The sequence below is a fragment of the Micromonospora sp. CV4 genome (assembly GCF_003667455.1).
Lineage (GTDB): Bacteria > Actinomycetota > Actinomycetes > Mycobacteriales > Micromonosporaceae > Micromonospora.
In genome coordinates, this window is the sequence record NZ_RCVI01000203.1 from 32686 (window position 1) to 46603 (window position 13918).

The 13918-nt window shown below is 68.9% G+C and carries 15 protein-coding genes; 9 read left to right on the forward strand and 6 right to left on the reverse strand.

The features are described from left to right. Positions 1–4 precede the first annotated feature (4 nt). Both EAD98_RS07425 and EAD98_RS07430 read right to left on the reverse strand, forming a co-directional pair. Positions 5–433, reverse strand: coding sequence for a VOC family protein (locus EAD98_RS07425; RefSeq protein ID WP_121653309.1), 429 nt, complete (start codon positions 431–433; stop codon positions 5–7). Between the two features lie 128 nt (positions 434–561). Further along, complete coding sequence (locus tag EAD98_RS07430; protein ID WP_233583745.1) at positions 562–945, reverse strand: hypothetical protein; 384 nt, start codon at positions 943–945, stop codon at positions 562–564. Positions 946–1189: 244 nt separating this feature from the next. Between EAD98_RS07430 and EAD98_RS07435 the strand changes: the two genes are divergently transcribed. After that, complete coding sequence (locus tag EAD98_RS07435; RefSeq protein ID WP_121653311.1) at positions 1190–2110, forward strand: NAD(P)-dependent oxidoreductase; 921 nt, start codon at positions 1190–1192, stop codon at positions 2108–2110. Positions 2111–2150: 40 nt separating this feature from the next. On the opposite strand, the gene EAD98_RS07440 is transcribed toward EAD98_RS07435, so the two are convergent. Next, positions 2151–2591, reverse strand: a complete 441-nt coding sequence (locus EAD98_RS07440) for a VOC family protein (RefSeq protein ID WP_121653312.1) — start codon at positions 2589–2591, stop codon at positions 2151–2153. Between the two features lie 170 nt (positions 2592–2761). Here EAD98_RS07440 and EAD98_RS07445 point away from each other — a divergent pair, with 170 nt between their 5' ends. The 6 genes from EAD98_RS07445 to EAD98_RS07465 all read left to right on the forward strand — a co-directional run bounded on the left by EAD98_RS07445 (position 2762) and on the right by EAD98_RS07465 (position 6649). After that, entirely contained in the window at positions 2762–3526 is a 765-nt protein-coding gene (locus EAD98_RS07445; protein WP_158609776.1) for an inositol monophosphatase family protein, read from the forward strand. Positions 3527–3702: 176 nt separating this feature from the next. Further along, positions 3703–4098 carry a hypothetical protein gene (locus tag EAD98_RS07450; protein ID WP_121653314.1) on the forward strand — a complete coding sequence of 132 codons (396 nt, stop codon included), beginning with the start codon at positions 3703–3705 and terminating at the stop codon, positions 4096–4098. A gap of 71 nt (positions 4099–4169) precedes the next feature. Continuing rightward, positions 4170–4919: a hypothetical protein gene (locus EAD98_RS30660; RefSeq protein ID WP_147457350.1), complete on the forward strand. Its 750-nt coding sequence runs from the start codon at positions 4170–4172 to the stop codon at positions 4917–4919. Beyond that, positions 4909–5178, forward strand: a complete 270-nt coding sequence (locus EAD98_RS07455; RefSeq protein WP_121653315.1) for a hypothetical protein — start codon at positions 4909–4911, stop codon at positions 5176–5178. The genes EAD98_RS30660 and EAD98_RS07455 overlap by 11 nt, the downstream gene beginning before the upstream one ends. 245 nt (positions 5179–5423) lie before the next feature. Continuing rightward, the gene (locus EAD98_RS07460; RefSeq protein WP_121653325.1) at positions 5424–5891 is read left to right on the forward strand and encodes a hypothetical protein; all 468 of its coding nucleotides are present in this window, start codon (positions 5424–5426) and stop codon (positions 5889–5891) included. 170 nt (positions 5892–6061) lie between these two features. Next, entirely contained in the window at positions 6062–6649 is a 588-nt protein-coding gene (locus EAD98_RS07465; RefSeq protein ID WP_121653316.1) for a DinB family protein, read from the forward strand. Positions 6650–6865: 216 nt separating this feature from the next. On the opposite strand, the gene EAD98_RS07470 is transcribed toward EAD98_RS07465, so the two are convergent. The 3 genes from EAD98_RS07470 to metH all read right to left on the reverse strand — a co-directional run bounded on the left by EAD98_RS07470 (position 6866) and on the right by metH (position 11877). Beyond that, positions 6866–7411: a GNAT family N-acetyltransferase gene (locus EAD98_RS07470; protein ID WP_121653317.1), complete on the reverse strand. Its 546-nt coding sequence runs from the start codon at positions 7409–7411 to the stop codon at positions 6866–6868. Between the two features lie 228 nt (positions 7412–7639). Continuing rightward, positions 7640–7834: a DNA-binding protein gene (locus tag EAD98_RS07475; protein WP_121653318.1), complete on the reverse strand. Its 195-nt coding sequence runs from the start codon at positions 7832–7834 to the stop codon at positions 7640–7642. A 527-nt stretch (positions 7835–8361) separates the two neighbouring features. After that, on the reverse strand, positions 8362–11877 hold the full coding sequence (metH, locus tag EAD98_RS07485; protein ID WP_199723327.1) for a methionine synthase: 3516 nt from the start codon (positions 11875–11877) through the stop codon (positions 8362–8364). Positions 11878–12139: 262 nt separating this feature from the next. On the opposite strand from metH, the gene EAD98_RS07490 reads away from it, so the two are divergent. Further along, on the forward strand, positions 12140–13009 hold the full coding sequence (locus EAD98_RS07490) for a PAC2 family protein (RefSeq protein ID WP_121653320.1): 870 nt from the start codon (positions 12140–12142) through the stop codon (positions 13007–13009). A 126-nt stretch (positions 13010–13135) separates the two neighbouring features. Beyond that, a partial coding sequence (locus tag EAD98_RS07495; protein ID WP_147457351.1) for a GntR family transcriptional regulator occupies positions 13136–13918 on the forward strand: 783 nt, incomplete at its 3' end.

The following is a 13918-nucleotide window of genomic DNA, read 5'->3' on the forward strand; positions in this document are numbered from 1 at the left end:
GCGGCTAGCCGACGAAGATGCAGAAGGGATGGCCGGCCAGGTCGGCGTACACGCGCAGTGGCTCGTCCGGGTCGTCGATGCGGTCGTACAACAGCCGGCCACCGAGACGCAGGACGCGTTCGTGCTGGACCTGCAACTCCGCAACCGACTCCACGGTCAGGTCCAGATGCAGCTGCTGGGGCACGTCATGCTTCGGCCACGTCGCTTCCGGCAGGTGCTCCACCTGCTGAAACGCCAACTGGGGTGCGCCCTCGGAGCTCCTCAGCACCAGCCAGTCACGACCGCGCTCGTCCGCCTGCCCCGCCGCCGGCGGCTCGTCGCCGGGTCGGTAGACCAGGCCCAGCAGGCGTCGATAGAACTCCGCCAGGGCCCGCGCGTCGGTGCAGTCGAGCACCACCGAACACAGCCTGGGCACGCTCTCCGGGTCGACCACGCGTGATCACCTCCACCAGCCATTCTGGTCGTACGACAACGCCACCGCATCCGGAGCGAACGCCGACGACGCTGGGGCCGACCCGCCAGCCGCGCAGCCTGACCCGTCGACGTTTCGTGGTCACGGCACTAGCCGGCACGTCCTGGCCGATGCAGCCAGGGCGCGACCCTGGGCACCGCCGCGACAAGGGCGACCGCGAGCACCGTGATGAACGCCTGCCCGATCCGGCCGAGCGTGATCCCGGACGCGGTGTCCAGCACATAGTTGGCATACCCGTTCGCCACCGCGTCGCTGACGAGCACGACACAGCCGAGCCACAGCCCTTCAAGCCGGCGCAGCGCCAGCAGCAGCGCCGCGAGCGGGTCGAACACGGTCAGCGAGGTGAAGTACCACATCAGCCAGCGGGGCATGGACGGGCTTGGACCACCCGGCCGGACCCCGAGCAGGTCGCCCAGGTGAACAATCCCGCCGTACGCGAAGACACAGACGGCGGCGATCACGACAACTCGCACCCACCTGGGCACGCCGGCCCAGCGCCGGAGCGATGTCGGTGTCGCGGCCACGGACCCCCCTCGCTCGGGCAGTGGCCCGCTCGCGCCGCATCGATGCCAACGCGGCGTCCTCAGGACGTTTGTCTCGCCGACTCCGGATGGCCGCCTGATCTCACCATGACACTGGCAACGTTTGTGGTCACGGCACCAGGCACTTGTCATGCGGGTCTTGACAACCATCATGCTCCACCGTGGACGATTCAGCGTGCGCATTCTCGTGGTGGGTGGCAGTGGCCTGATCGGTTCGCATGTCGTGGATGTGCTGCGCGAGCGGGGCCATGCCGCGACCACGGTGGCACGCACGGCCCGCCCGGGCGTCGATCACGCGGTCGATGTCGGGTCCGCGTCGACCGATGACCTACGGCCGCTGCTCGCCGGTCACGACGGCGTCGTGTACGCCACCCGCACGGACGAGCAGCGACCACTGCCCAAGCCGATCTACCCGGTGTTCCGCCGGGACAACGTCGAGCCGGTGGTGCGCCTGTTCACAGCCGCCCGCCAGGAGGGTCTGACCCGAGGCGTCATCATGGGCTCGTACTACACCTACTTTGATCGGCTGCACCCGCAGTTGCGGCTGACGGCCCGCCACACGTACATCCGGTGCCGGGTGGAGCAGGCCCGGGAGGGACGGGCGGCCGCCGGCCCGGATCTGCCGGTTGCCGTGCTGGAGTTGCCGTTCGTCTTCGGCCGGGCCGGCGACCGGCTGCCGAACTGGGCCGGTCCGCTGGACCGTTGGGCACGGTCACGTACTCCCCTGGCCGTCCCCGCGGGCGGCACTGCGGCGGCCTCGGCGCGCAGCGTGGCCGAGGTCGCGGCGAACGCTCTGGAGCAGGCCCGTGGTGCGGACATCCCGATCGCCGACGAGAACCTCACCTGGAACGACATGATCGCGCGCATCGCCGAGGCAGTCGGCCGACGTCGCCGCGTCGCCCGCCTGCCCGCCGGCGCGGTAAGGGCCTCCCTGCGACTCGGCGGCGCGCTGCAGGCCCTCAGCCGTAAGGAGTCGGGCGTCAACCCGACCCACCTGGCCGACCTTCTGCTCGCCGACCTGTTCATCGAGCCGACGACCGGACGATCGCTGGAACCGGCGCTCCGCGAAACCTTCGCCGACGCACCGACGACGTAGGACGACCGGGCCCCCTGGGGCGGGGCTCGTTCGGTGGCCTTCAGCTGAGTTGTTCTGCCAGTCCGACGATGATGCCCTCGGGGCCGCGGACGTAGCAGAGGCGATAGGCGTTCTCGTACTGCGCCACCTCGCCGACAAGTTCGGCGCCGTGGGCGCGCACGCGGGCGAGGACGTCCTCGATGTCGTCGACGGCGAACATGATGCGACGAATGCCCAGCGTGTTCGCCGGTGCGTCCTTCGGCTCGGCGCTGATCGCCTTCGGCGTGTGGAACTTCGCCAGCTCGACGCGACCGTGGCCGTCCGGGGTCCGCAGCATCGCGACGTCCTGTCGGACGTCGTCGATCCCGATCACACGCTCCACCCAACGCCCCTCGATCGGCCCCTTGCCCTCCAACTCCAGGCCGAGCTCGACGAAGAACGAGACAGTGGCGTCGAGGTCGTCGACAACGATGAGGACGTTGTCCATTCGCTGGATCGGCATGCTGGGTCTCCCTGGTGTGTTACGGCCAGGGTGGCCGCATCCACCTTTGAGACGGAGCCGCCGGACCGTTCTCGACATCCTCTGCAACGTCGTCTTCGGAAACCTCGTGACGGCGGCGGCAGTTGCCCATCACGAGCCAGTTCCCGCCCCGGCTGATAGCGTCGTCCGTCGTGGACCGCGGCGATGACTTGCAACTCGCGTTCGACACGTCGGATCTGGCGGCCGACCTCGCGCTCGCGTACTTCGAGTCTGGCGTTCCCACAACGCTGAAGGCCGACGGCACGCCGGTCACGGAAGCCGACCGGGCAGTCGAGCGGCTGTTTCGCGACACGTTGTCCGCGGCGAGACCGGACGATGCGCTCCTCGGCGAGGAACTTGGCCGACTCGGTGACTCCGAACGGCTCTGGATCATCGACCCGGTCGACGGCACGTCGTTCTTCAGCCGGCGTGACCCGAACTGGCGGGTTCACATCGCGCTGCAGGTCGCCGGGAGCACCGAGATCGCCGTCGTCACCGCTCCCGCGCTGGGACGCTGTTGGTGGGCGACCCGGGGTGGCGGTTCCTTCGAGTCGTCCTGGCCACGCGAGGATGCCGCAACGAAGCGACTTGAGGTCAGCACCACGTCGATGCTGGCTGATGCTCGGCTCGATGCCCTGGACGACGCGTCCAGAGCCCGTCTCCCACCGGGCGCGGCCCGCCCACCGGCGAGCCCCCTCCCGCTCGTCGAGCTTGTCCGTGGCGAAACCGACGCCTTCCTGGTGGAGCGGTACCACATCTGGGATCACGCGCCCTGGATCCTTCTCGTCGAGGAAGCGGGCGGCCGTTTCACCGATCGAACCGGAGGACGTGCGGGCGACCAGGGCGGTGGTCTGTACTCCAACGCCAACCTGCACAGCCAGTTGCTCGCCGCGCTTCAGTACCCGGCGCGCCCCTGATCTCCGTAACGAAGACCGGTGGACGAGCAGCCCGCCTTTGCTGCCGGCTGCGCACCCGATGATCTTCGGTACGACCTCCACGCCGACGGTCATCGGCCCCTTGTGTCCTGGATACTCCCGGCATGGGCACGCCCTACACTCCTGCCGCTACGTTCCGCCGAACGCAAGCTGAACGTGTGGACCAGCTGCTGTCATGGAAGCGGTCGGACCAGGCGTTCTTCGCCGCCGGCGCCTGCCATGTGCTCGCCTGGGTCGCCGCCGAACGGTACGCCTCGGCCGGTTTCGGCATCGTCGGCATGCGTCAGTTCGGTCATCCCCACGTCAGTCACGTGATCATCAGCAACGGCCGCTGGGCCTTCGACCACGATGGCTGGACCCCCTTGCCCGAGCTACTGCGCGCCACTGCCGAGTACGAACCAGACCCGAGCTGGGACCTACTGCCGATCACATCAGCACTTCGACACTTCTGCGCCGCTCACAAGCACCGAACGCCGGAGCAGTACGCGCACGACCCGCTGCCACGCGCCCGGCGATACCTGCACCAACGACCCCGCCCAGCGGACGTGGTCTAGGACCTGAACGCCCGCCTTGTCGAAGCCACGCCTTTCCACCAGCGTTCGCCGAGGTCGCCTACCCTGGCCCGGTGCTTGCTGCTGAAGCCCCGAAGATCACTGACTGGATGCAGGCCTGGGGAAGCCTGGCCGGTCTCGTGATGTCAACAGCTGCCGTGATCTTCACCGGTCTGCTCTTCCGTCACGAGATCCGCGTGCGCCGAGAGGAGCAACGCGACAAGGAGGCAAGCCAGGCACGACTTGTTTTCGGGCAGGTCTCTGGAGTCTCCACTGACGGTGCGGAGGATCCTGGCCGAGAGCCCAGGCGCCACGAAACTCCCGCCACACTGCAATGGCTGGTGACCAATCGCAGTTCGTCACCAATCATGGATGTCGTTTTCCGCGTGCGTGCCGAGCGGAGCCTGGTCGACTGGGTAGATGCACGTCACGAAGAACTGGTGACGGACAGCCTGAGTGGCGAACTGCAAGTGAATCCGGACCTGTTCTACGTGAAGCGCGGCCAATTTGATCCGCGAACGATTCATTGGGAGTTCGAATTCACCGATGCGGCCGGCCTGCGCTGGGTGCGGGAGCGAGGGTCCCTGCCACGCCGGATCGTGCGGCCCGTGGGCCGCGTTTCTGCGGGTCAGTTGACCAGGGCAGCCCTTTCGTTGCGCTCCACCGACGTGGATGGACGGCGTCTGCGTTGGCTCACCTGGCTCGTCGCCCACTACTTCCGCCGCTTCGGCTTCGGCCCTCTCGACCTACCCCGGTCACGGCGACCAGGGAATCAACCTGGCGACCAGCGGGGACCGCAGACGCTGCCCCGCGATGCGGCGTGAGGAACAGGAACGGCAGGCCATCTGCGACCTCGCATGCCGTCTGACAGACGCCATCGAAGCCGCTGATGCCGGTGACTTTGATGGCCACGAGTTCGGCGGTAGCGAAGCCGTCCTCTACGCCTACGGTCCCGACGCCACCCGACTCTTCGCGGCGATGGAGCCGCAGCTACGAGCCTTCACCGCAAAGCCGGCCCACGCCACCCTCCGCTTCGGCGAGCCAGACGACCCGACCGCCGTCGAGCAGCGCATCGATCTATGACCGTCCGATGACCCTTCTCAGGACAGAGTTCTAGACCAACCGTCGAGCATGTCCTGGGACGGATCTGTCAAGCATCTGGTGGGACTGGACACGCCGGCGGCCGGCTGTCGTAGGCAGCACCCGGCCGGGCGACGGCGGATCGCCATGACGCGGCACCGCGGACCGTTGACGGCTTACCGCCGACCCGGGAAGTGTCTGTGTGCGCCGATACCATCCAGCGCTGACCCGCGAGGATGGAGCTTTCGATGTCCGGCACTCCCTTGACTGACGCCCGCAACCCCGCTGACGTGGTGACCGACATGGTTCATCAGGTCCTTGAGATGGCCCAGACATGGACGCATTGGGACGGGCAGCCGCGGTCGGTGGACGACCGGGTCTACAGCCCGCACAAGGCAATCCGGCGTGTCACCGACCATCTCATCGACCACCTGGCCGAGATCGAAGCGCGAATCGCCGGCGTACCGACGATCCCGGATCACTGGCACGCTTCCGCGATCACCACACCCGCCGACCTGGCGCCGTTCACTCCCGAGGATCTTGACGAGGCGCGCAGCCGGCTGACCCGGCTCGCGCACATTCTTGAGGTCAGGCTTCGACGGCTCTCGGACGCCGAGCTCGACCAGCGGCAAGCCGGTGCCTGGTCGGTTCGGCAGATCGCCTTCCATCTGGAGGAGTCCCTCTACTACGCCAAAGCCATCGGCAGCTTGAGCTGAAGGTGCGTCACAACGTCCCGCTGGTTGAACGAGGCGCCCTTCAGCACCCCGGCGGCGGCTGTCCAATCTCCGGACCTGCGTGACACATCGGTATCAGGACGTGCGTGACACTCTGCCAAGTGCTGGTCGTAGGTTGAGCCCGCCGGCGGCGCATGGCAGGCTCGTGCCCCATGATCGATGATTTCGCGAAAGAGTACCTGCATCACGACCTGCGAAATATTCGTGAGGTAATGCTCTGGAAGCTCGACGGGCTCTCCGAGTACGACATCCGCCGCCCCCTGACCTCGACTGGAACCAACCTTCTCGGCTTGATCAAGCACCAGACGCTGTCCGAGTCCAGGTACTTCGGCGAGGTCTTCGACCGGCCGTTCCCCGAATCGCTTCCCCGGTGGGACGACCTCGGGGCGCGCGGCGACGACATGTGGGCGACCGAGCACGAGACGCGCGAGGAGATCATCGACCGCTACCGCCGCGTATGGGAGCATTCAGACGCGACGATCACCGCCCTCGCCATCGGCTCCCCGGGCTACGTGCCCTGGTGGCCACGGCCCCACGTGAAGCTGTTCAACGTCATGGTCCACATACTCACCGAGACCAGCCGGCACGCCGGACATGCCGACATTCTGCGCGAACAGCTCGACGGCTCGACCGGGACAACAGCCGAGTATGCGAACCCGCAGCGTGACGCGGCCTTCTGGGACGCCCAGTGCGCGAAGATCGAGCGGGCCGCCAAAGCGCACTCAAAGCTCGTCACGTAGGTGTCACTTGCCGTTGTCACTTGCCATTGTATTGATCAACGCCGAGGCGTAGTCGATCAAAGCGGACTGTTTGCCTCGTGAGCTGCTCTTACGCCTGGTGTTGATGGTCAGTGATTGGCATTGCGGGTTTCCCTCAGACGGCCTGGAAGCGGCATGATCTTGGTCCTGCCGTGCCGCACCTGAGACGTGCCCCGGGCGGCACCGGGCGCACACGGTTTAGGAAGGCGATTGAGGCAGGCTGGCCGAGCGACCGTCAGGCATCGCCTGCGTGAGCGGCAACTCGTAGGAGACTTCCGCGACCAGGGCACCGTCGATGTCCTCGACACGGGAGCCTTCGGGGATGGGCGTCCACCCGAGCTTCCGGTAGAAGCCCTGGGCGCCATGGTTGTCGGCGAGTACCCACAGCAGGGCCCGATCGCATCCCCAGGAGCGCAGCACAGCGAGGCCTTGCTCCATCAGGCGCCGCCCGACGCCCTGCCCCTGCGCCTGCGGGCGCACATGGATGGCGAAGACCTCGCCCCGCTGGCCAGCCTTCTGCAGGAAAGCAAATCCTTGAGGAGTGCCGTCGACGTCGGCCACCAGCAGTTTGTTCGGCTCGGGTGCCTGCGGCAGGTACTCATGCCACCAGGCCGTCAACGATTCTGGTGTCATGGCGTCCAACACCTCGTCGGGTAGCAACCCCCGGTAGGTAGCTTGCCGCGTCGCCAAGTGGACGCGAGCGATCCCAACGATGTCCTGCTGATCACCGAATCGAATACGCATGAACGGTCACGGTACCGGTGCGCGCAAGCAGCGCAGAACCTACAACCCTGGCACCTGACCTCCCCGCTCAACGTGGACCCCCGCACGGGTGGACAAGGTGGAGCGCCTTACCAGCCGATGTGAGTAGTGCGCTCGCTGTCATCGGCTGTGTGCGGCGGGTTCGCAGGGGGCTCGATCGACGGCAGTTGAGTGCACCAGGCCGGGGCTGGCGACCCGCCGTCGGAGTTGCTACTCGAGCTTGAGCTGATGCTCCTCCAAGGCCGCCTCGATAACCGCTAGCGCCTTGGGTCCCATGCCATGGAGCCTCGCGAGTTCTGCTTTGGGCACCCCGGCCAGCTGACTCAACTTGGTGTAGCCGGCGCCGTTCAAGGCCCGTGTGGCCGGTGCGCCGATCTTCGGAAGAGTGTCGAGGGAAGTCGTCATGGCAGAACTTTAGAGCGAGCGGGCATACCGCTGTGGGCCGTCTCGATCGCGCGCTCTTCTCGGCCATGCTGGTCAGTACGTAGGCAGCACAAGCCTGGTCGCCGGCGGCCTCCGCAAAACGCAGTGCCTGAAAAAATACCGCTGCGCCAAAGAGTGCCGTGACGTGTCGTAGGCCATCCATCCGATCGGCTCACAAAGCACTGCGGTCGCGCTGAACGGCTCCCGCTCAATTGCTGACGACTTCGCCGCATGAATCTTCGGAATGACGCGACACCTACGCCTCAGTTCTCCTGGACGCCGGGGAGAGCATCAAGGCCCTGTCGACCTACCTCGGCCACGCCGGCCCAGGGTTCAGCCTGCGGACCTACACGCATCTCCTGCCGACCAGCGAGGACCGCACGCGCCGAGCCATCGACACCGCCTTCGGTGCGGACCAGGCCGCCAATGACGGCCCGGAACCCGTTGACGGCCTGGAGACGGCATGATCGTGGTTCAGCCTCAGGTGCGGGTCAGGGCGCCTGCGCCCGTCACTTGGCGTTGAAGTAGCTGGCCTCCGGGTGGTGGACCACGATGGCGTCGGTGGCCTGCTCGGGCATGAGCTGGAACTCCTCGGACAACTCCACGCCGATCCGCTCCGACCCGAGCAGCTGCACAATCTTCGCCCGGTCCTCCAGGTCCGGGCAGGCCGGGTAGCCGAACGCGTACCGGCAGCCCCGGTAGTCGTTGCGTAGCAGGCCGGCCAGGTCCGCCGGGTCGTCGTCGGCGATGGTACGGCCGTCGGGCAGGGTCAGCTCGGCGCGGACGCGCCGGTGCCAGTACTCGGCGAGGGCCTCGGTGAGCTGCACGGAGAGGCCGTGCACCTCCAGGTAGTCGCGGTACTCGTTGCGGGCGAACAGCTTCGCCGCGTACTCGCTGACCGGCTGGCCGACGGTGACCAGTTGCAACGCGACCACATCGAGCTGGTCGCCCTTGGGCCGGAAGAAGTCGGCCAGGCAGAGCCGCCGTTCCTGCCGCTGCCGGGGGAAGGAGAACCGGGCCCGCTCGGCGTGCCCGTTCTCGTCCAGCACCACCAGGTCGTTGCCCTCGGAGTACGCCGGGAAGTAGCCGTACACCACGGCCGCCTCCAGCACCTGGTCGGCGATCAGGCGGTCCAGCCAGTAGCGCAGGCGCGGGCGGCCCTCGGTCTCCACCAGCTCCTCATAGGACGGACCACTGCCGCCCCGGGCGCCGCGCAGCCCCCACTGCCCGAGGAAGGTGGCCCGCTCGTCGAGCAGCGCCGCGTAGTCGGCCATCGGCACGCCCTTGACCACCCGGGTGCCCAGGAACGGCGGGGTGGGCACCGCCACGTCCGCGGCCACGTCGGAGCGGACCGACGAGTCGTGCAGCTCCGGCAGCGACTCGGTGACCACGGTGCGCTGCCGTTCCCGGCGTGCCCGTCGGGCTGCCAGCGCCGCCTCCCGCTCCGGGTCGATCACCGGCGCGCCGCCGCGCTTGGCGGTCATCACCCGGTCCATCAGGGACAGCCCCTCGAACGCGTCGCGCGCGTAGTGCACCTGCCCGGGGAACGTCGACCGCAGGTCGTCCTCGACGTACGCCCGGGTGAGCGCCGCCCCGCCCAGCAGGACCGGCCAGCGCTCCGCGACCCCGCGGGTGGCCATCTCGGCGAGGTTCTCCTTCATGATCACGGTGCTCTTGACGAGCAGCCCGGACATGCCGATCGCGTCGGCCCGGTGCTGCTCGGCGGCGTCGAGGATGGCGCTGATCGGCTGCTTGATGCCGATGTTCACCACCTCGTAGCCGTTGTTGGACAGGATGATGTCGACCAGGTTCTTGCCGATGTCGTGCACGTCCCCGCGCACGGTGGCCAGCACGATGCGGCCCTTGCCGCCGTCCTCCGTGGTCTCCATGTGCGGCTCCAGGTAGGCCACCGCGGTCTTCATCACCTCGGCGGACTGGAGCACGAACGGCAACTGCATCTGCCCCGAGCCGAACAGCTCGCCGACGACCTTCATCCCGTCCAGCAGGATGTCGTTGATGATCGACAGCGGGGACCGGCCGCCGGCCATCGCGACGTCCAGGTCGGCCTCCAGGCCGTTGCGCTCACCGTCGATGATCCGCCGCTTGAGCCGCTCGTCCAGCGGCAGGGCGGCCAACTCCTGCGCCCGGCTCGCCCGCGCGCTGGTCACGTCGACCCCCTCGAAGAGCTCGAGGAAGCGCTGCACCGGGTCGTACCCCTCGCGGCGCCGGTCGTAGACCAGGTCCAGCGCGACCTCGCGCTGCTCCTCGGGGATCTTCGACATCGGCAGGATCTTGCTGGCGTGCACGATCGCCGACGTCAGGCCGGCCTGCACGCACTCGTGGAGGAAGACCGAGTTGAGCACCTGCCGGGCCGCCGGGTTGAGGCCGAAGGAGATGTTCGAGATGCCGAGGGTGAAGTTGACGCCCGGGTAGCGGCGGGCGATCTCGCGGATCGCCTCGATGGTCTCGATGCCGTCGCGGCGGGTCTCCTCCTGCCCGGTGGCGATCGGGAAGGTCAGCGCGTCGATGAGGATGTCGGAGCGGTCCATCCCCCAGCGGCCGGTCAGGTCGTCGATCAGCCGCGCCGCGACCCGGACCTTCCAGTCCCGGGTACGTGCCTGCCCCTCCTCGTCGATGAGCAGCGCCACCACTGCCGCGCCGTGCTCCCGCACGACCGGCATCACCCGCGCGTACCGGGAGTCGGGGCCGTCGCCGTCCTCGAAGTTCACCGAGTTGACCACGCACCGGCCGCCGAGCATCTCCAGCCCGGCCTCCACGACGGCTGGCTCGGTGGAGTCCAGCATGATCGGCAGCGTCGAGGCGGTGGCGAACCGGCCGGCCAGCTCCCGCATGTCCTGGGTGCCGTCGCGGCCGACGTAGTCGACGCACAGGTCGAGCAGGTGCGACCCGTCGCGCGCCTGGCTGCGGGCGATCTCCACGCAGGCCCGCCAGTCCCCGGCCAGCATCGCCTCCCGGAACGCCTTCGAGCCGTTGGCGTTGGTCCGCTCCCCCACCATCAGCACCGACGCGTCCTGGGCGAACGGCACCGGGTGGTACACCGAGGAGACGCCCGCCTCGTGCCGGGGCTCGCGCGCCGGGGCGGTGACGCCGTGCAGCCGGTCGGACAGTATCCGGATGTGCTCCGGGGTGGTGCCGCAACAGCCGCCGACCAGACCTACACCGTACTCGGTGATGAACCGCTCCAGTGCGTCGGCCAGCTCCACGGGAGTGAGCGGGAAGTACGCCCCGTCGGCGGTGAGCACCGGCAGGCCGGCGTTCGGCATCACCGACAGCGGGATGCGGGAGTGCTGCGACAGGTACCGCAGGTGCTCGCTCATCTCCGCCGGGCCGGTGGAGCAGTTCAGCCCGATCAGGTCGACCCCGAGCGGCTCGATCGCGGCGAGCGCCGCGCCGATCTCGCTGCCCACCAGCATCGTTCCGGTGGTCTCCACGGCGACGTGGCAGATGATCGGCACCGACTCGCCCAGCTCGGCCATCGCCCGCTTCGACCCGACCACCGCGGCCTTGACCTGGAGCAGGTCCTGGCAGGTCTCGATGATCAGCGCGTCCGCGCCGCCGACGATCAGCCCGGCGGCATTCTCCTGGTACGCGTCGCGCAGGGTGGCGTAGTCGGCGTGCCCGAGGGTGGGCAGCTTGGTGCCCGGCCCGATCGAGCCGAGCACGAACCGGGGCCGCTCCGCGGTGCTGGCCGCGTCGGCGGCCTCCCGGGCGATCCGGGCACCCGCCTCGGACAGCTCCCGGATGCGGTGCGGGATGTCGTACTCGCCGAGGTTGGCCAGGTTGGCGCCGAACGTGTTGGTCTCCACGCAGTCCGCGCCGGCGGCCAGGTAGGCGTCGTGCACCCCCCGAACCACGTCCGGTCGGGTGACGTTGAGGATCTCGTTGCACCCCTCAAGGCCGTCGAAGTCGTCGAGCGTGAGGTCCGCGGCCTGCAACATCGTGCCCATCGCCCCGTCGGCGATGAGGATCCGATCGGCCAGCACATCCATCAACGAAGTCCGCACCCGTTCAGGTTAGTGCGGCCGCCATCGAACCTGACCGCCGTCCGCGCCCGATCCCATATTGTGTCAGCGGGATCACCCTGTCCGGTTCGTCGTCGAATGCCCGGTCGTCGGCCGGGCCGACCGGCGCGGCCGACGGGCCGCGCCCCGGCCCGGCACGTAGGCTGACGGACGTGAAGGACAACAGGGACGCCACCGTGCCCCACGGCCCGACGACCGGGCGCGGTCCCGGTGTCGGCCGCGACGACCAGGGTGAGGTGACGGCGTGACCGAGTTCGACGGACTGCCGGTGCTGCGGTCCCCGGTGGCCATCGCGGCGTTCGAAGGCTGGAACGACGCCGCCGACGCGTCCACCGCCGCGGTCGAGCACCTGGAGCAGGTCTGGAACGCCCGGCAGGTCACCGAGCTGGATCCGGAGGACTTCTACGACTTCCAGGTCAGCCGGCCGACCATCACGATGGCCGACGGGGAGACCCGCCGGGTGGAGTGGCCGACGACCCGGTTCATGGTGGCCAGCCCGGAGGGCACCGAGCGGGACGTGGTGCTGATCCGGGGCATCGAGCCCAGCATGCGCTGGCGGACGTTCTGCGAGCAGGTGCTGGAGATCTGCCACAGCCTCGAGGTGGAGCGGGTAGTGCTCCTCGGCGCGTTGCTCGCCGACGTGCCGTACACCCGGCCGCTGCCGATCAGCGGCAGCGCCTCCGACGCGCAGGCCGCCGAGCGCTACCAGCTCACCCCCACCCGGTACGACGGGCCGACCGGCATCGTCGGCGTGCTGCACGACGCGTGCACCCGCGCCGAGGTGGACGCCGTCTCGTTCTGGGTGCACGTGCCGCACTACGCCAACAACCCGCCCTGCCCCAAGGCCACCCTCGCCCTGCTGCACCGGGTCGAGGAGGTCGTCGACCTGCCGGTGCCGATGGCCGACCTGGCCGAGGAGTCCGCCGAGTGGGAGCAGCGCGTGCGCAGCGCCGCCGAGCAGGACGCCGAGTTGGGCGAGTACGTCCGCGAGCTGGAGGAACGGGTCGGCGACGAGGGCATCACCCCGCTGACCGGTGACGAGATCGCCCAGGAGTTCGAGAAGTACCTGCGCCGTCGGGGCGGTTCCGCCGGCCCCACCGCCGGTTCCTGGTAACGCCTCTCCCCCGTTTCGTGCGGGCCCCGGACCTTCTGGTTCGGAGCCCGTTTCCGCGTGTCCGGGGTGGCGCCGTCACACCCGCTAGGGCATCCTAGGAACCTAGCTGTGATCAAGGAGGCGGGTATGCAGATCAACCCCGGGGCCGCCGAGTTCCCGCACCGGCAGATCGCCGCGCAACTCAAGGCCCAGGTCCGCCGCGGCGACTGGGCGCCCGGCGAGCGGCTGCCGTCCATCCCGGCCATCGCCGAGATGTTCGGCGTCGCCAAACAGACCGTGCAACGCGCCGTCGACCAGCTGCGGGTCGAGGGCATCCTGATCACCAAACCCGGCTCCGGTACGTACGTCCGCGGCACCCGCCGCCGACTCAACCGGCTCTCCCGAGGCCGCTACGGCGGCTTCCGCGGCTACCACACCGACCTGGCCGCCCGGTACCGGCAGCAGCTCGTCTCGGTCGGCCGCTCCCCCGCCCCGGCCGAGGTCGCCGACGCGTTCGGGGTGCCCGACGGCACCGACCTGCTCTGCCGCCGGCACCTGGTCCGCACCGACGACTCCCCCGTCGAGGTGGGCGCCTCCTGGTTCCTGCCCACCGACACCGCCGGCACCTCCCTGGAGCGCGCCGAGGCGTTCGGCCGGCCGCTCTACCAGGAGGCCGAGGAAGCCACCGGGCGACGGTACGTCTCGGCCACCGACACGATCAGCGCCCGCCAGCCCAGCCGGGAGGAGGCCGAGACCCTCCAGATCCGGCCCGACACCCCGGTGCTGCACCTGCTGCACGTCGCGTACGACGCGAAGCGCAAGCCGATCGAGGTCGCCCAGGCCACCTGGCCCGGACCGATGACAACCCTCACCGAGGAGTACAAGATCCCCGGCCCCACCCCGGACCCGACCCCCGACCCCGGCCTGGTC